The following is a 17666-nucleotide window of genomic DNA, read 5'->3' as shown; positions in this document are numbered from 1 at the left end:
TCTCGGCGGTGGGCGGCGGCAGGCTAGACCGTCAGCCCCCGCACCAGCAGGTCCAGCAGCGCGCACACGAACAGGGCGATGCCGATGAAGCCGTTGACCGAGAAGAACGCCCTGTTGAGGCGGGACAGGTCGGTGGGGCGCACGATGGTGTGCTCGTAGACGAAGGCACCGGCGACGATCACGAGCCCGAGCCAGAAGAAGGCGTCGGCGTCGGTGAGCAGGGCGTACCAGACGAGGAGTGCCGTGGTGACCGTGTGGCAGACGCGGGCGCCGTGGATCGCGGCCGGGACGCCGAAGCGGGCGGGGACGGACTTCACGCCCACCTCGCGGTCCGTCTCGACGTCCTGGCAGGCGTAGATCAGGTCGAAGCCGCCGATCCAGACGCCGACCGCGAGGCCCAGGACCACCGCGGTCCAGGACCACTCGCCAGTGATCGCGACCCACGCGCCGACCGGGCCCATCGCCTGCGCCAGACCCAGGATGGCCTGGGGGAAGTTCGTGAACCTCTTGCCGTACGGATAGACCACCATCGGGATCACCGCGACGGGCGCGAGCGCCAGGCAGAGCGGGTTGAGCAGGGCCGCCGCGCCGAGGAAGACGACGAGGGCGACCAGCGCGCCCGTCCAGGCGTGCCGCACCGACATCGCGCCGGTGACCAGCTCGCGGTGGGCCGTGCGGGGATTGCGGGCGTCGATCTCGCGGTCGATGATCCGGTTCGCGGCCATCGCGAACGTCCGCAGGCCGACCATCGCCACCGTGACGAGCAGCAGCGGGCCCCAGTGGATGTTCTCGTCCTGGCGGAACATCGCGGTGAGCGCGGCGATGTAGGCGAAGGGCAGCGCGAACACCGAGTGCTCGATCATGACGAGACGGAGGAAGGCCTTGGTGCGCCCCGGTTGCGGGATCGCGGCCGATGCGCCGGTCACTGAAGTCCGTACTCCTTCCAGCGGCGGTCGACCTTCGCCGCCGTGTCCGGGTCCGGCAGCACCATCTCGGGCCAGCCGCCGTCCCGGGTGTAGCCCTCCTCGGGCCATTTGCGTGTCGCGTCGATGCCCGCCTTGCCGCCCCAGAACTGCTGGTAGGAGGCGTGGTCGAGGTGGTCGACCGGACCCTCCACGACCGTGAGGTCGCGGGCGTAGTCCGTGTTGCCCAGCGCGCGCCAGGCGACCTCGTGCAGATCGTGCACGTCGCAGTCCGCGTCGACGACCACGATCAGCTTGGTCAGGGACATCATGTGCGCGCCCCAGACGGCGTGCATCACCTTCTGGGCGTGCTTCGGGTACTTCTTGTCGATCGAGACGATCGCGCAGTTGTGGAAGCCGCCGGCCTCGGGGAGGTGGTAGTCCACGATGTCCGGGACGATGATCTTGAGGAGGGGGAGGAAGAACCGCTCCGTGGCCCGCCCCAGCGGGCCGTCCTCCGTCGGCGGGCGGCCGACCACGATCGACTGCAGCAGCGGACGCTCGCGCATGGTCACGCAGTCGATGGTCAGGGCCGGGAAGGGCTCCTGGGGCGTGTAGAAGCCGGTGTGGTCGCCGAACGGGCCCTCGGGCAGCGTCTCGCCGGGTTCCAGCCAGCCCTCAAGGACGACCTCGGCGTTGGCCGGGACCTGGAGCGGGACCGTCTTGCAGTCGACCATCTCGATCCGCTTGCCCTGGACGAAGCCCGCGAAGAGGTACTCGTCGATGTCGCCGGGGAGCGGGGCGGTGGAGGCGTAGGTCACGGCGGGCGGGCAGCCGAAGGCGATCGCGACCGGCAGGCGCTCGCCGCGACGGGCGGCCACCTGGTAGTGGTTGCGGCTGTCCTTGTGGATCTGCCAGTGCATGCCGATGGTGCGCTTGTCGTGCCGCTGGAGCCGGTAGAGCCCGAGGTTGCGGATGCCGCTCTCCGGGTCCTTGGTGTGGGTCAGCCCCAGGTTGAAGAAGGAGCCGCCGTCGTCCGGCCAGGTGAAGAGCGCGGGGAGCCGGTCGAGGTCGACGTCGTCGCCGTGCAGGACGACCTCCTGCACGGGCGCGTTGTCGGACTTCACCTTCTTCGGCGGTACGTGCGCCATCGCGCCGAGCTTCCCGAACGCCTCCCGCATCCCGACGAACCCCTGCGGCAGCTCGGGCCGGAGCAGTCCGCCGATCTTGTCGGAGATGTCGCCGTACGACTTCAGACCGAGGGCCTTGAGCAGCCGGCGGTCGGTGCCGAAGACGTTCATCGCGAGGGGCATGCCGGAGCCCTTCACGTTCTCGAAGAGCAGCGCCGGGCCGCCCGCCTTGTTCACGCGGTCGACGATCTCCCCGACCTCCAGGTACGGGTCCACCTCGGCCTTGATGCGCTTGAGGTCGCCCTCGCGCTCCAGCGCCCTGAGCAGGGAGCGAAGATCGTCGTAAGCCATGCGGTCCAGTTTGTCATCCTCCCCCGCGGATCTTGCCGGGGCGTCCCGGTCACGGGCGCCGGGTCTCCGGTCACGGGGCCCGGCGGAGCCTCGGCGCCCGGGGTCCGGGGTCCGGCGGGGCTTCGGCGTCCGGAGTCCGGCCCCGGGGAGCCGCTGACGGGCCGCCCCGCTAGCCTGTGCGCGTCACCGGGGCCGAGCCGCCCCGCCGTCGCTCACTGGGGGATCGTTCGGCCATGTTCAGGTATCTGCCGTTCCTGCTGGTCCTGGCACTGTGGATCTACGCCTTCATCGACTGCCTGAACACCCCGGAGGAGGAGGTGCGGGGTCTGCCGAAGGTGGTGTGGGTGATCATCATCCTGCTCTTCGGCGAGGTGCTGGTCGGCCCCATCGCCTGGCTCGTCGCCGGGCGGACGCGCCGCGCCCCGGCCGGCGGCTCCACCCCCTCCGAGTGGCACCGCAACCACCGCGTCCAGTACGTCGCGCCCGACGACAACCCCGAGTTCCTCCGGTCCCTCAAGGAGGAGAGCAAGAAGGACGAGGCCCTTCTCAAGGACTGGGAGGCCGACCTGCGCCGCCGCGAGGAGGAGCTGAAGCGGCGCGAGCGCGGGGAGGAAGAGGGCGCGGGCAGCTGACGCGGCCCCAGCAGGCCCCCCCCACGGGGGGGGGCCGCCGGTCATCCGTCCTGGGTCCGGGCGTCCGGGCGCAGGACGAGGTCCAGCAGGCCCGGGAAGCAGGCCTCGAACTCCTCGCGGCGCAGCCGGTTGACGCGCCTGGGCCCCTCGTCGCGCTGCTCCACGAGCCCGGCCCCGCGCAGCACCGTGAAGTGGTGGCTGAGCGCCGCCTTGCCGACGGGCACGTCGAAGCTGCCGCAGCTGCGCGTCCACACCGGGGAGGCCGCGAGCTCGCGTACGAGCTGGATGCGCACGGGGTCCGCGAGGGCGGCGAGGGCCGTCTGGACGGGGACCTCCTCGGGGTGGGTGTGGGCGGGCGCCGCCCGGTGACCCGCTCGTTCCGCCATGCCCGTCTCCTTGTGTCCCGCGCCCCCGGGCGTTTCCGGGTGTCCGCTTGCCAGTGTTCGATGAAAACCATACAGTCCTGAGTGTTCGCTTCTCGTCGAACAGTCGAGCACGTGGTGAGGGGTGTGTGGCATGCGCGCGATCCGGTTCCAGGAGTACGGCGGTCCCGAGGTGCTGGAGGTCACGGAGACCGAGGTCCCCGAGCCCGGCCCCGGCCGGGTGAGCGTCGACGTCGCCTACGCGGGCGTGAACTTCGCCGACCTGAAGGCGCGGTCGGAGGGTTACCGCGTACCGGCCCTGCCGTTCGTGCCGGGACTGGAGGTCTCCGGACGGGTGCGCGCGGTCGGCGCGGGCGTCACGGGACTCGCCGTGGGCCAGGAGGTCGCCGCCCTGACGGAGGGCGGGGCCTACGCCGACGTGGCCGTCGCCGACGCCGCGACCGTCTTCCCGATCCCGGACGGTGTCGACGCGCGCACCGGCGCCACGCTGCCGACGGTGCTGCCGACGGCGTACGCGCTGGTGCACCGCGTGGGCCGGCTCCAGCCCGGCGAGACGGTGCTCGTGCAGGGCGCGGCGGGCGGAGTCGGCACGGTCGTGGGGCAGTTGGCGCGGGCGGCGGGCGCGAGGACGGCGTTCGGGGTGGTGTCGGGCGCGGCGAAGGCCGCGTACGCGCGGGACCACGGGTACGACGAGGTCTTCGTCGGCTCCTTCGCCGGGGAGGTCCGCGACGCGACCGGCGGGCGCGGGGTGGATCTGGCCCTGGACCCCGTCGGCGGCGACACCTTCCGCGACAGCCTCGCCTCCCTCGCGCCCTTCGGGCGGCTGGTCTCGTTCGGCAACGCGAGCTCCGCCGGACCGTGGCGGGTGGGGCAGCCCGAGCTCTACCCGGCCGGCCTGTCGGTCGCCGGGTTCTCCATCCTCACGCTGGCGGCGACCGCACCGGACGAGCTGCGCGCCCTCACCGCCCACGCCTTCGCCACGGTGGCCGACGGCTCCGTGTCCCTGCCGGTGACGGCCGAGTTCGCCCTGGAGGACGCGGCGGAGGCCCACCGTCTGATGGACACCCGCACCAGCACCGGAAAGCTGCTGCTGCGGGTGGGCGGCTGAGCGGCACCGGCCCCGTCGCACCCCCGCGCCGGGGGGCCGGTTCCGGTCACCGTCGGGCACGCGGCAGGTCACTTTCGTAACGCAACGGACACCAGGCGCTCTAGCTCGGACCAACTCCCTTTTTTTACACTGTTGTTGATACACCTCACTGCCACCATGACAGAGAGAGCACCGAACAGGACCGCCGCGGGCGCGACAGCGGAAGCGGCGGCAGGCAGGGCAGCAGGCACGGCGCCGGGGCGGACCACAGCCCCTCGACGGGCCCGGACCGCTCCGGGGGGAGACGCGGTGCACGCAGGGCTGCACGGCAGGGGGGCGCTGTTCGACACGGACCCGCCCGGCCTCGTACCGAGGCTGGTGGGCGTGCGCCCGCACCAGCACCTCTCGGTCCGCCCGGAGCACACCGGACAGGCGCCGTTCGTGGTGTTCACCGGCGGTCGCGGGATCGGCCGCAGCGCCGTGCTCGGCGAGATCCGCGACGCCTACCGAGGGCACACGCCCGTCGCGCTGATCGACTGCGAGGACGGCCAGTTCGCGGCCCCTCCGCCGGAGCGGCCCGCCGAGGCCTGGTCACCGGTGGCACAGGCGCTCACCACCGTCGCCGAGCAGCTCGCCGAGCCGGTCACGGGCGCCGGACGAATCAGCTTCCCCCGGCTGGCCGCCGGGCTGCTGGCCGTCGCGGCGGGCGGCTGGAGCGACCGCGACCTGGAGCGGATCCGCCAGGAGGCCCGGCGCATCCTCCTGCTCAACGAGAGCGGCTCGTGGCTCACCGGGTTCGCGGGCCGCTGGGTCGGCAAGATCGTCGCCAAGATGATCGCCTCGATGTCCCAGACGGGACCGGTCGTCGAACCCATCATCGAGGCGACGCTGGAGGCGTTCTCCGAGGGGGTGTCACCCACCCACACCCGGCTGCGCAAGGGCGCCACCTGGTACCGCGACTACCCCAACGCGGGCGGCAACCCCAAGCTCGGACTGATCCTGCTCTCCGGGCACTTCCGGGCGGGCGGCGACTCCCGCGGCCACGCCGAGCGGTATCTCGTACGGGCCCTGCTGGCCGACGTCGGGGACGCCTGCGCCGGGCCCCTGCAGCGCTCGAAGCGCATCGGGCGGCCCGTCGTGATCGTCGACAACGCGCGGACGGCGCCGGGACCCGGGCTCATGGAGGCCGTGCTGCGGGACCGCGCCGACGGCATCGCCGACCGCGTGGTCCTCTTCGCCTCGCTGCGCGGCCACACCCACCCCGCGCTGCGCAACGCCGCCCACCGCCCCCTGCCCGGGGTGGCGCGGCACACCGACTGGACGCCGGGCACCTCGCCGTCCTCCCACGCGCTGCTGGTGTCGCTGACCCCGCTCTCGCCGGACGACGCCCTGCACATCGTGGGCGCGGCCTGCCGCGCGGCGGACGACGTGCCGCCGCTGCTCGCGCAGGCCACCCACCGGCTGACCGGCGGCAACCCGCTGGGCATCACCCTGCTCGCCGAGTCCGCCCGGCAGAACCTGCCCCGGGGCGCCCGCTCGCTGGGCCGCCTCCTCACCGCCGACCTCGCCCTCCACGAGGACGGCGACGGCCGCCCCGCCTACCGGGAGCTGCTCGACCGGCTGGTGCCCGGGGGCCGCCTGGACGAGCTGACGGTGCTCGCCGCCGCCCACGACCGGGACTCGGCCCTCGCCCTCGCGCAGGCACAGCTCCCCGACGACTTCGGCGCGTACGGCGTACTCGACCTGGAGGAACGGCTCGCCCGGGAGGGCCGCGCCGGCGTCCCCGGGCAGTTCGTCGGCGACCCGTTCCTGCGGGCGCTGCTGCTGCTGCGGCTGCACCACCGCGACCCCGACCACGCGCGCTGGCGGGCCACCCACCGCGCCCTCATCGACCACTACGCCGAGCCCGGCCCGGACCCCCGCCCGGACGGGGACGACGGTGACGGCGACGGCGACGGACGGAGGACGCGCGGTCCGGACGGCCCCGAGCGCGCCCGCTACCGGCTGCACCACGAACTCGCCCTCGGCAAACCCGACTTCGCGGTGGCGTACCTGCGCGACACCTTCCACGTCCTGGACACCCGCGGCTGGCTGTCCGCGCTCTGCTTCATCGCCTCGGCGCCCTACTACCACCCGCACCACCCGGACGGCCGCGACCTCGACGGCCACTCCGGCGGCCACGACGACCGGGCCTTCGTCGCGCTGGGCCGCACCGACGCCGCGCACCACCCGCCCGACGGCGTGGACCCGGTCCTGCATCTGCGCGTACGACGCCTCCTGCACGCCGTCTGGCAACTGACCGACCCGCTGGTGCTGCCCGACCCCGGGGTGACCGAGCGGCTGCGGTTCGAGCTGGAGCAGCTGTCCAACGCGCGCCCCGCCGGGAACGCCCTGCTCTGGCGGGCCTCGCGCGACTGGCCGGCGGACGCCCTCGCCGGCCGCCCCTTCCGTGTTCCTGACGACGACGGTGAGGTCCGCTGATGGCGCGCGTGTGGAGGTGGCTGCGCGAGGACGTCTGGGAGATCCGCTTCCGGCGGTATCTCGCGCTGCTCGTCGTGGCGGCGCTGGCCGCCGTCGCCGTCTGGGGCGGCCGGACGCTCGCGCAGGAGGACCGTTCCTGCGCCCCGGGCGTCGTACGCCCCGAGGGCAGCGGCGAGTGCGTCGGGGTCTCGGCGACCGCCTACGACTTCGGCCGCCCCCGGCTCGCCCAGGCCGTGGCGGCCATCGACCGGGAGAACCGCTCCCTGAAGGCGGGGAGTTACGTCAGCGTCGCCCTGTTCGAGCCCTTCACCACGACCGACACCGACAACATGAACGATGTCCTGCACGAACTCCAGGGCGCCTACCTCGCGCAGTACCGGGCCAACCACGACTCCAACGACCAGACGCCGAAGATCCGCCTCGTGCTCGCCAACCCGGGCGCGGCCGGCGACCACTGGGAGCACACGGTCGACCAGCTGGAGCGGATGACGAAGGGGGCCGACCGGCTGCGCGCGGTGACCGGCATCGGCACCAGCACCGAGAACAACAAGAAGGCCGTCGAGGCGCTCACCGGCCGGGGCGTCCCGGTCATAGGCACCTCCATCACCGCGGACGACCTCGCCAACGGCCAGGGAGGCAAGGACCCCTACCCCGGCCTCGCCCGCGTCTCCCCCACCAACACCGACGAGGCGCGCGCCCTCACCTCCTTCGCCAAGGTCACCGCCGGCCGCGCGCTGCTCGTCTACGACGACCCGGGCGACCCGTACACCCGCACGCTGAAGGCGTCCTTCGACAAGCTGCTCAAGGGGTCGCCGTACGAGGCGCAGCCGTTCACGCCGCCCGACGACCGCAGCCAGGAGGGCACCACCGCCAACAAGTTCCGGCAGATCACCCACCTCGTGTGCGACACGGCCGACGACACCGACACGATCCTGTTCGCCGGACGCCACACCCAGTTGCGCCAGTTCATCAACGCGCTGGGCGCCCGGGGCTGCCAGAAGCGGAAGTTCACCGTGCTCACCGGCGACGAGGCGTCGTACCTCACGGGTGACAAGGCCCTCGACCGGGACGCCCTCAGGCACAACCTCTCGGTGCGCTACACCTCGCTCGCGCACCCGGACGCCTGGAAGAAGGACCCGGCGAAGACCGGCGGCAGCGCGGCCGACGCCGAGGACCTGGAGGGCATTCTGCGCCGCAGCGGCCACGAGCCGGTCGGTCCCGTCGGTCCGCTCGCCCTGGACGACGGCCAGCTGATCATCGCGTACGACGCCATGCGGCTGGCCGTGCAGGGCATCCGCGAGGCCACCCCGGACGGCCGCACGGTCCCGCCACTGGCGGACGTGGGCACCCAGTGGACGCTGGTGAAGGGCTCCCAGCGGGTGAACGGGGCCGGCGGCTGGATCTGCCTGGACGTGCACGGCAATCCGTACGACAAGGCCGTGCCGGTGGTCGAGCTGACCCCCGACGGCACCTCGCGCTTCGTACGGATCGCCTGGCCCGAGGGCAGGCCCCCGGCCAAGGAGTGCCTGCCGCCCTCGTCGTCCTGACCGCGGGTCCGCGCCTCGCGGGTCCGTCCTCCGGCGGGCTACACCCCGGCGTAGGAGTGCTTGCCGCTCACGAAGATGTTGACGCCGTAGTAGTTGAACAGCCAGCAGGCGAACGCGGCGAGCGCGATGTAGGCGGCCTTGCGGCCCTTCCAGCCGGCCGTCGCGCGGGCGTGCAGGTAGCAGGCGTAGGCGACCCAGGTGATGAAGGACCAGGTCTCCTTGGGGTCCCAGCCCCAGTAGCGGCCCCAGGCGTCACCGGCCCAGATGGCGCCCGCGATGATCGTGAACGTCCACAGCGGGAAGACGGCGGCGTTGACGCGGTAGGAGAACTTGTCGAGCGACGCCGAGGCGGGCAGCCGCTCCAGCACGGAGGTCGCGAACCGGCCGGGCTTCCCGCCGTTGGCGAGCTTGTTCTCGTACGAGTCCTTGAACAGGTACAGCAGCGTGCCCACGGCACCGACGTAGAAGACGGCGCCGCAGAAGATCGCGGTCGAGACGTGGATGTACAGCCAGTACGAGTGGAGGGCGGGGACCAGCTGGTCGCTGGCGGTGTACAGGACGGTGACGGCGAGGCCGAGGTCGAGCAGGACGGTCGTGACCAGGGGCAGGCCGAGCCAGCGGACGTTCTTCTTCAGCGCGAGCAGCACCACGTACACGCCGACGGCCACGGTGGAGAAGGTGAGGTTGAACTCGTACATGTTGCCCCAGGGCGCCCGCCGCACCGAGAGCGCGCGGGCGATCACGCCCGCCGCCTCGATGGCGAAGGAGAGCACGGTGAGGGAGACGGCGATCCGGCCGTAGAGGTCGCCCTGCTCGTCGCCGCCGTGCGCACCGGGGCCGTCCGGGACGTCGCGGGCACCGGCCGCGGACCGGGTGACGACCTTGGGCCGCTCCAGGACGGCGGTACCGCCCGCCGACTTCACGGTGACCGCGGGCGCGGGCGCGTCCGCGCCGGCCTCCCGGGTCAGCGCGGCGGCCGTGCGGCCGACCTTGCTGCGGCTGCCGAACAGCCATTCGGCGATGTAGGCGAAGAAGGCCAGGGTGTAGACGGCCATCGCGGAGTAGATCAGCGTGTTGCTGACGTTCGCGAGATGCTCGTTGGTTGCGGTGGCGAGCGTCACTGCTTCTCAGCCCCTTCGGCGGCAGGTACGGCGTGGGGTGTGGCGGGGATGGACCGCTCCGCGGGCGCTGCCGCGGAGTCGTGCTCGGCGTCGGAGCCGGTTTCGGCGTCGGACGCGGTTTCGGCTTCGGGGGCGCTGGGCGCCTCGTCGTGCAGGAGCGCGGCGAGGTCGCCGAGTTCCTCGGGGAGTTTCGCGGACTCGCTGCGGCCGAGGCCGGCCATCTCGACGACGGTGATGCCGTCCGCGCCGGTGGTGGCCCGCACCCAGACGCGGCGGCGCTGGATGAAGAGGGAGCCGGCGAGGCCGAGGATGGCGGCGAGCGCCCCCGCGAGGGCCCAGCCGCTGCCCGGCTGCTGGGTGACCTGGAAGCCGGCCCACTCCTTGATGTCCTCCTCGAAGGTGACCGAGCCGGCGCCGTTCGGCAGCTTCATGGTCTCGCCGGGCAGCAACCGCTTCTTGAAGAGGCCGCCCTTGGAGTCCTCGAACTTCTTCATCTTGGTCTTGTCGAGCTGGTACACGCTCTGCGGGAGGCCCGAGTTGACGCCCAGGCTGCCGTGGAAGGCGGACAGTGCCAGCACCGGGTAGTCGAGCCCGGGGAACTGGGAGAGCATCTGGCCCTTGCCGAAGCCCGCGAAGCTCGGCACGAAGAACGCCTGGAAGCCGAGCTGTTCCTTCACGCCCTTCGGGCTCCGGTAGCCGTCCATCACCTTGATCGCTCCGGTGGAGGTCACGTTGGAGTCGATGGGCAGCAGCGGCACGGCCTCGTGGAAGACGACCTTGCCCTTGCCGTCGCGGACGGTGATGACGGGGGCGTACCCGTGGCTGACGAGGTAGACCTTCGAGTCGCCGATCTCCAGCGGCTCGTTGACCTGGACGGAGGTCTTCTTCTCCTTGCCGTCGGCGCCGACGGCGTACGTGATGTCCGCGCGGTACGTGCGCGGGGTGCCCTTGTTCGGGCCGGTCCGCTCGTACGTCCCGGTGAAGTTCTTCAGGTCGAAGCTGAACGGCGTCAGGTCGGTCTCGGTGTCGAAGAGGTTGCCGGACTTGAAGTCGTCGTACTGCGTGAGCGTGTTGGCGAAGCCGCCGCCCTCGAGGATCAGCTTGTTGCCCTCGGACCGGAAGAGCTGGCCCCAGGCGAAGGCGACCAGCATCACGATCAGGGCGATGTGGAAGATCAGGTTGCCCGTCTCCCGCAGATAGCCCTTCTCGGCGGCGACGGCGTCCCCGGCGGCATGGGCCCGGAAGCGGCGCTCCTTGAGGATGCGCAGCGCGCTCTCCCGCACCTGCTCCGGGTCGGCCCCGGTGCGCCAGGTGGTGTGCGCGGGGAGCCGGTTCAGCCGCTTGGGGGCGCCCGGCGGCCTGCTGCGCAGCTGGCCCACGAACTGCCAGGTGCGGGGCACGATGCAGCCGATGAGCGAGACGAACAGCAGGATGTAGATCGCGGAGAACCACACGGAGCTGTAGACGTGGAACAGCCCGAGCTTCTCGTAGACCGGTCCCAGCGCGGTGTGCCGCCGCTGGAAGTCGGCGACCTTCGCCATGTCGGTGCCGGACTGCGGGATGAGCGAGCCGGGGATCGCCCCGAGCGACAGCAGGAAAAGCAGGATCAGCGCGACCCGCATGGACGTCAGCTGCCGCCAGAACCAGCGCGCCCAGCCGATGATCTCCCGCCCGGTCCAGGCGGCCCATCCGGCGGCTCCGGCAGCCCGCACACCGCCGAAGGAGCCGGGGACGGCCCGGTCCACCGGCGCGGTCGACATCCGGGCCCCGGCCGCGCCGAGTTCCCGGCCGTCCTCGGCACGCGTCTCACCGGCGTCGGCGGCGTCCGTCACGGCGGCCACACCCTCGGTGTCCGTCGTGTCCTTCGTCTTCTGACTGTGCACCCCGGTGCTCCGCGTCTCGCTCATGGATCAGATCCCCACCGTGAAGCCCTCGGACCAGCCCTGCATCTGCTGAACGAGACTGTCCCAGGCGCCGGTCAGCAGCAGGAGGCCGGTCACGATCATCATTCCGCCGCCGATCCGCATCACCCACGCGTAGTGCCGCTTGACCCATCCGAAGGCGCCGAGCGCCTTGCGGAAGGCGACCGCGGCGAGGACGAAGGGCACGCCCAGACCGACGCAGTACGCGACGGTCAGTATGGCCCCCCGGCCCGCGCTCGCCTGGTCGAAGGCGAGCGCGTTCACGGACGTGAGCGTCGGGCCGAGGCAGGGCGTCCAGCCGATGCCGAAGAGGGCGCCGAGGAGCGGGGCGCCGGCCAGACCCGTCACCGGCCGCTTGTGGAAGCGGAACTCGCGCTGCGTGAGCCAGGGCATCAGGCCCATGAAGAACACGCCCATCGCGATCATCAGCACGCCGAGGATGCGGGTGAGCGTGGACTGGTACTCGTGCAGGGTCGCGCCGAAGTACCCGAACAGCGCCCCGCCGGAGACGAAGACCGCGGTGAAGCCGAGGACGAACAGGGCCGCTCCGGTGACCATCCGCCCGCGCCGGGCCTGCGCGAGGTCGGTCCCGGTGACCCCGGTGACGTACGAGAGGTAGCCGGGCACCAGCGGCAGGACGCACGGCGAGAAGAAGGAGACGAGGCCGCCGAGTACGGCGATGGGCAGGGCCAGCAGCAGGGCCCCGCCGTAGACCGTCTCGTTCCGGCCGGCCACGGCGGCGAGCAGGTGGGGCGCGGCGCCGAGCGTGTGGGGGGAGGCCGCGAGCACGGAGACGTGGCTCACGTCACTTCTCCGCGACGATCGGGTCGAGCATCTCGTGCAGCTTCTCCTCGCTCAGCGCCTGCAGGGTGCGGGCCGCGATCTTCCCGTCCCGGTCGATGACGAGCGTGGAGGGGATGGTCTGCGGGTTGAGCGTGCCCTTCTCGAAGCGGAGCATCAGCTTGCCGGTCGGGTCGTACAGGCTCGGGAAGCCGATGCCGTGCTCCTTCTCGAACGCCCGGGCCGAACCGATCTCGGAGTCCCGGGTGTTGATGCCGACGAACTGGACGCCCTGGTCCGCGGTCTCCTCGGCGACCTTGGCGAAGTTCGGCGCCTCGGCGCGGCACGGCGGGCACCAGGAGCCCCACACGTTGAGGACGACGACCTTGCCCTTGTAGTCGGCGACGTCGAGCTGCTTGCCGTCGACGGTCTTGCCGGACAGGTCGGGCGCACTGGCGCGGTCGCCCTTCTTGACGGTGGAGATGCCGTCCTTGCCGGTGACGAATCCGGTGCCGCCGGAGCCGCCCTGCGTGCCGCCGGAACCGCAGGCGGTCAGGACGAGCGCCGCGACGGCGGCCCCGCCGGTCAGCAGGGCGGTGCGGCTGCGGGTGCGGTACGAGCTCTCGGGGGCACGGCTGGCGGCACTCATGTGAAAAGTTTCGCATGCCCGATTCGGGGATCTTCCGCACCCCCCTTGTGGGCCGAAAGACCCTTTTCAGGCAGCCTTGCCCGCGCTCTTCCCGCCGCCCTTGAGGAATCCCTTCCAGCCGCCGGCGGGCTTCACGCCCACGTCGAGGGACTGCAGCCTCGCCAGCACCTCGGGCGTCTGCACGTCGAGCCAGTCCACGAACTGCCGGAAGGAGACCATGCGCACGTCCCCGCCCTTCTCCTTCTCGCGGGCGATGTGCTTGAGGGCCCGCTCGACGGCGTCCATGTAGATGCCGCCGTTCCACTCCTCGAAGTGGTTGCCGACGAAGAAGGGTGCCCGGTTCGTCTCGTATGCCCGCTTGAAGCCGGCGAGGTAGGAACTGGTCGCCTGGGTGCGCCAGCCCGGGTAGTTGTAGGAGGGCGCCTTCGTCGAGTTGACCGACTGGTTGGCGAGGATGTTGTAGTCCATCGACAGCACCTCGAAGGTGTGCCCGGGGAAGGGGATCCCCTGCAGGGGGAGGTCCCAGATGCCCTGCTTCTTGTGGGGCCAGCGCTGGCGGCCGCCGGGCGAGGACGCGTCGTAGCGCCAGCCGAGTTCCCTGGCGGTCGGCAGGAGGTTGTCCTGGCCGAGCAGGCACGGGGTGCGGCCGCCGACGAGTTCCTTGTCGTAGTCGAAGGGCAGCGCGGGCAGATCGCTCCAGCCCGTGTTCGTACGCCACTCCTTGACGAAGGACTTCGCCTGGTCGATCTCGCTGCGCCACTGGGCGGGCGTCCAGTTGGCCACCGATCCGGAACCGGCGCAGAAGTGGCCGTTGAAGTGGGTGCCGATCTCGTGCCCGTCGAGCCAGGCCTGCCGGACCCCCTTCAGCGTCTCCTTTATGTGCGCGTCGGTCAGGTAACCGATGTCGGAGGCGCCCCTCGGGTTGTTCGGCGGCGCGTACAGGCGCTTCTTCGACTCGGGCAGCAGATACAGCCCGGAGAGGAAGAACGTCATGTGCGCGCCGTGGTCCCTGGCGAGTTCCAGGAACCGGGAGAACAGTCCCGTGCCGACCTCTCCGGCGCCGTCCCAGGAGAAGACCACGAACTGCGGCGGGGTCTCCCCGGGTTCGAGCGGCCGGGGCGCCTCGGGCTGGTGCGGCTGCTTTCCGGTGAAGGCGGTGGAGCCGTCGCCCAGAGGGCGGGCGGGGTGCGTGGGAGCGCCGGATGCGCCGCCCCGGGAACCGCCGGCGTGGCCGGCGTCGTCCTGCTTCTCGGTACCGCAGGCGGTGAGCCCCAGCGCGGCTGCGGCGCCCGCGCCGAGCCCGATCATTCCTCGTCGGCTGAAGTCCCGCATCGCGTCCCCATCTCCTCGCACCCTCTCCGCTGGTCACTTCAGGAGAGGACACGGCGAAGGCCGTGGTTGCGTGGACGCGCTGCCATTTATCTTATTTTACGAAAATCACTCCGCTTGCACCCGAATGCGCATGCTTTGTGACGCTGCGTATGCCGGGAGCGAGGGTGCGGGGTGCCGACGCGGAGCGAGGCACCCGCGAGCGAGGCGACGCGACGCGAAGCACACGCGAACGGGGCGACGCGGAGCGAGGAAACCGAACGGGGGCGGGGCGCGGAGCGAAGCGCACGCGTCCAGGGCAAGCGCGGCGCTCGGCGCGCACGGCCGGACGGGCACGCCGGGAGGGCCGCTCCCGGCGTGCCCCTCACCGGGCCGGGGGTGCCGAGGGGCACCCCCGGCACCCCCGGCCCCCGAGACCTCGCCCGGAGGGCTACGCCCCGAACGCCTTGCCCTGCCCCTGCGCCGCGTTCTTCCCCTTCGCCGGCTTGGCGCCCGCGCGGAGATGGGCCGGGACCAGGTCCAGGGCCGGTTCGCTGTAACCGACGGACACGATCTTGTCGCCCTGGTACGTGAACGTCGTCAGGGACGCCAGCGTGCACTGCCGCTTGCGCGGGTCGTGCCAGAGACGGCGCCGCTCCACGAAGCTGCGCAGGATCCAGATCGGCAGCTGGTGCGAGACGCACACCGCCTCGTGTCCCCGGGCCGCGTCCCTGGCGGCGTCGAGCGCGCCCATCATGCGTACGACCTGCTCCAGGTACGGCTCGCCCCAGGACGGCTTGAAGGGGTTGACCAGGTGCTTCCAGTTCTCGGGCCGGCGCAGCGCGCCGTCCCCGACACCGAAGGTCTTCCCCTCGAAGACGTTCTCCGCCTCCAGGAGCCGGGCGTCGCTCGCCAGATCCAGACCGTGCGCCTTGGCGATCGGCGTCGCGGTCTCCTGCGCGCGCTCCAGCGGCGAGGCGACGACGTACGTGATGTCACGCGTCGAGAGGTGTTCGGCGACCCGCTCGGCCATCTGCCGGCCCAGCTCGGACAGGTTGTAGCCGGGCAGCCGCCCGTACAGGACCCCGCCCGGGTTGGCGACCTCGCCGTGCCGCATCACGTGGACGACGGTGACGTCGTCCTTCGTGCCGTCCCCGGAGCTTCGCGTTCCCGCGTTCGTCATGCCGTGGCCTCCGCCGCTGCCCGTGCCGCCGCCGGGAGGGCGTCGGCGATCCGCTGAATGGCCTGCTCGTCGTGGGCCGTGGAGACGAACCAGGACTCGAACGACGAGGGCGGCAGGTAGACGCCCGCCGCCAGCAGGGAGTGGAAGAACGCCGTGAACCGGAAGGACTCCTGCGCCTTCGCGTCCTCGTAGTCGCGCACCTCGTTCTCGGTGAAGAAGACGGAGAACATGTTGGAGGCGTTCTGCAGCCGGTGCGCCACGCCCTCCTTGGTGAGCGCCTCGGTGACGAGCGAGCGGATCCGCGCGGACACCGCGTCGACCTTCTCGTACGCCGCGTCGTCCAGCAGCCGCAGCTGGGCGAGTCCGGCGGCGGTGGCGACCGGGTTCCCGGAGAGCGTGCCCGCCTGGTAGACGGGACCGGCGGGTGCGAGGTGCGCCATGACGTCAGCGCGGCCGCCGAACGCGGCGGCCGGGAAGCCGCCGCCCATGACCTTGCCGAAGGTGATCAGGTCGGGCACGACGCCGTCGATGCCGTACCAGCCGGCCTTGCTGGTACGGAAACCGGTCATCACCTCGTCGGAGATGTACAGGGCGCCGTTCGCCGCGCAGGTGTCCTTCAGGCCCTGGTTGAACCCGGGCAGCGGCGGCACGACACCCATGTTGCCGGGCGAGGCCTCCGTGATGACGCAGGCGATCTCGCCGGGGTGCGCCTGGAACGCGGCGCGCACGGCGTCGAGGTCGTTGTACGGCAGGACGATGGTGTCCCCGGCCTGGGCGCCGGTGACGCCCGGCGTGTCGGGCAGGGCGAAGGTGGCGAGACCGCTCCCGGCCGCGGCGAGCAGGGCGTCCACGTGCCCGTGGTAGCACCCGGCGAACTTGATCACCTTGGCGCGCCCGGTGAACCCGCGCGCGAGACGGATGGCGGACATGGTCGCCTCGGTGCCGCTGGAGACGAGCCTGACCTGCTCGACGGGCCCGACCCGCGCGACGATCTCCTCGGCGAGCGCGACCTCCCCCTCCCCCGGCGTGCCGAAGGACGTACCGCGCGAGACGGCCTCCTGGACGGCGGCGATCACCTCGGGGTGGGAGTGCCCGAGGATCATGGGTCCCCAGGAACAGACGAGGTCGACGTACTCCCTCCCGTCGGCGTCGGTCAGGTAGGGACCGCTGCCGGACACCATGAACCGGGGCGTACCCCCCACGGCACGGAACGCGCGCACGGGAGAGTTCACGCCGCCGGGCGTGACGACAGCCGCACGGTCGAAAAGAGTCTGCGAAACTGGTGCTTCATACGGAAAGCTCACACAAGCCATGGTGTCAGAGGCTGCGAAGATCCTGCGGACAGGTGTTTCGGCGTACGTTTCGGCGTGCGGCCGTGGGGGAGGTCACTGTCACGATGATCGGGTTGCGCGGCGGGGGTCGGGCGCCTTAGAAAAGCAGTCGGGTGGAGATATGCATCGCGGTGGCGGACTGGGCGAGGGGACCGATGACCTGGGTCCGCGGCGTGCCCGGCGGGGGAGGCACCGACGCGAGGCGGAGGAAGCGGCCGAGGCACGACAGGCACAGGGCGAGTCCGACCGGTCCGACCTCGAGGTCGGGCGGCTGAGGGCGGCAGGGAGCGGGAATGGTGGCCGGGTGGGGGTGACGTACAAATACTTCGGCGCGCCCGACGGCGCGACAGCGGCCCGTGTGCCGATCTCGATGCGCCCCGAGGAACTGGGCGGCGACGAGCTCGGAATGAACGGCATGTTCACCAAGATCAAGCCGGAGACGATGGCCGCGATGGTCCTGACCGGCATCGAGGGCGTCCCCCTGCACAAGGTCCCCCCGCTCGAACTGGTCGTCCTCCACCCCGACTACGCGGTGGTCAAACTGCCCATGACGGTCGTCGACCCCCTCCGCGGCATAGGCGAGGAAGCGGTCGGCGCCGCCGCCTTCATCTGGTCCACGGTCCCCGACCGGGGCGGCCCCCGCGACGCGTTCAACGTCTACCAGCTGCTGCACGAGTGGCAGGACTTCAGCCACCGCCTGCACGAGGCGGGGCATCAGCCGTACTGCCTGGTGTGGCCCTGAGCCAGGGTTTCGTGAAGGTCGGGCGGGGTCTTCGGGCCTCGCCCTTTTTCGTGCTCGGCCTGCCTGCCGTGCTGCCGTGGCCGCGCTCGCGGAACGACTGGCGCGAATGCCGGCGAG

Annotated in this window: 15 protein-coding genes; 5 read left to right on the top strand and 10 right to left on the bottom strand. The window is 71.7% G+C overall.

The window, feature by feature from the left end; translation table 11 throughout:
- Nucleotides 1-23 precede the first annotated feature (23 nt).
- Entirely contained in the window at nt 24-926 is a 903-nt protein-coding gene (gene mqnP / locus ACFY93_RS23900) for a menaquinone biosynthesis prenyltransferase MqnP (RefSeq protein WP_391362503.1), read from the bottom strand.
- Complete coding sequence (locus ACFY93_RS23895) at nt 923-2383, bottom strand: menaquinone biosynthesis decarboxylase (protein WP_391362501.1); 1461 nt, start codon at nt 2381-2383, stop codon at nt 923-925. The genes mqnP and ACFY93_RS23895 overlap by 4 nt, the downstream gene beginning before the upstream one ends.
- A gap of 233 nt (nt 2384-2616) precedes the next feature.
- Here ACFY93_RS23895 and ACFY93_RS23890 point away from each other — a divergent pair, with 233 nt between their 5' ends.
- On the top strand, nt 2617-3015 hold the full coding sequence (locus ACFY93_RS23890; protein ID WP_391362498.1) for a PLDc N-terminal domain-containing protein: 399 nt from the start codon (nt 2617-2619) through the stop codon (nt 3013-3015).
- Between the two features lie 41 nt (nt 3016-3056).
- On the opposite strand, the gene ACFY93_RS23885 is transcribed toward ACFY93_RS23890, so the two are convergent.
- Complete coding sequence (locus tag ACFY93_RS23885; RefSeq protein WP_391362496.1) at nt 3057-3401, bottom strand: ArsR/SmtB family transcription factor; 345 nt, start codon at nt 3399-3401, stop codon at nt 3057-3059.
- 130 nt (nt 3402-3531) lie between these two features.
- Between ACFY93_RS23885 and ACFY93_RS23880 the strand changes: the two genes are divergently transcribed.
- From ACFY93_RS23880 to ACFY93_RS23870, 3 genes are all read left to right on the top strand, one after another.
- A complete protein-coding gene (locus ACFY93_RS23880; RefSeq protein ID WP_391362493.1) occupies nt 3532-4506 on the top strand; it encodes a zinc-binding dehydrogenase in 975 nt (324 codons plus the stop codon).
- 288 nt (nt 4507-4794) lie between these two features.
- Nucleotides 4795-6966: a hypothetical protein gene (locus ACFY93_RS23875; RefSeq protein ID WP_391362491.1), complete on the top strand. Its 2172-nt coding sequence runs from the start codon at nt 4795-4797 to the stop codon at nt 6964-6966.
- A complete protein-coding gene (locus tag ACFY93_RS23870) occupies nt 6966-8513 on the top strand; it encodes a hypothetical protein (protein ID WP_391362488.1) in 1548 nt (515 codons plus the stop codon). Before ACFY93_RS23875 ends, ACFY93_RS23870 begins: the two co-directional genes overlap by 1 nt.
- Before the next feature lie 38 nt (nt 8514-8551).
- Here ACFY93_RS23870 and ccsB read toward each other — a convergent pair whose 3' ends face one another.
- The 7 genes from ccsB to hemL all read right to left on the bottom strand — a co-directional run bounded on the left by ccsB (nt 8552) and on the right by hemL (nt 16789).
- Complete coding sequence (gene ccsB / locus ACFY93_RS23865; protein WP_391362485.1) at nt 8552-9634, bottom strand: c-type cytochrome biogenesis protein CcsB; 1083 nt, start codon at nt 9632-9634, stop codon at nt 8552-8554.
- Nucleotides 9631-11541 carry a cytochrome c biogenesis protein ResB gene (locus tag ACFY93_RS23860; protein WP_391362482.1) on the bottom strand — a complete coding sequence of 637 codons (1911 nt, stop codon included), beginning with the start codon at nt 11539-11541 and terminating at the stop codon, nt 9631-9633. The genes ccsB and ACFY93_RS23860 overlap by 4 nt, the downstream gene beginning before the upstream one ends.
- A gap of 3 nt (nt 11542-11544) precedes the next feature.
- Complete coding sequence (locus ACFY93_RS23855; RefSeq protein ID WP_391362673.1) at nt 11545-12303, bottom strand: cytochrome c biogenesis protein CcdA; 759 nt, start codon at nt 12301-12303, stop codon at nt 11545-11547.
- A 58-nt stretch (nt 12304-12361) separates the two neighbouring features.
- On the bottom strand, nt 12362-12985 hold the full coding sequence (locus tag ACFY93_RS23850) for a redoxin domain-containing protein (RefSeq protein WP_391362480.1): 624 nt from the start codon (nt 12983-12985) through the stop codon (nt 12362-12364).
- 66 nt (nt 12986-13051) lie between these two features.
- Nucleotides 13052-14317 carry a hypothetical protein gene (locus ACFY93_RS23845; RefSeq protein WP_391362477.1) on the bottom strand — a complete coding sequence of 422 codons (1266 nt, stop codon included), beginning with the start codon at nt 14315-14317 and terminating at the stop codon, nt 13052-13054.
- Nucleotides 14318-14744: 427 nt separating this feature from the next.
- Nucleotides 14745-15476 carry a histidine phosphatase family protein gene (locus ACFY93_RS23840; protein ID WP_391362474.1) on the bottom strand — a complete coding sequence of 244 codons (732 nt, stop codon included), beginning with the start codon at nt 15474-15476 and terminating at the stop codon, nt 14745-14747.
- Nucleotides 15473-16789 carry a glutamate-1-semialdehyde 2,1-aminomutase gene (gene hemL, locus ACFY93_RS23835; RefSeq protein WP_391362471.1) on the bottom strand — a complete coding sequence of 439 codons (1317 nt, stop codon included), beginning with the start codon at nt 16787-16789 and terminating at the stop codon, nt 15473-15475. Before hemL ends, ACFY93_RS23840 begins: the two co-directional genes overlap by 4 nt.
- Nucleotides 16790-17111: 322 nt before the next feature.
- Here hemL and ACFY93_RS23830 point away from each other — a divergent pair, with 322 nt between their 5' ends.
- Entirely contained in the window at nt 17112-17549 is a 438-nt protein-coding gene (locus ACFY93_RS23830; protein ID WP_003974483.1) for a hypothetical protein, read from the top strand.
- Nucleotides 17550-17666 lie beyond the last annotated feature (117 nt).

The organism is Streptomyces sp. NPDC008313 (assembly GCF_042956125.1).
In the GTDB taxonomy this organism is placed as follows: domain Bacteria; phylum Actinomycetota; class Actinomycetes; order Streptomycetales; family Streptomycetaceae; genus Streptomyces.
The sequence above is the reverse complement of the archived record's forward strand: the minus strand, read 5'-3'. Positions and strand labels throughout refer to the sequence as shown.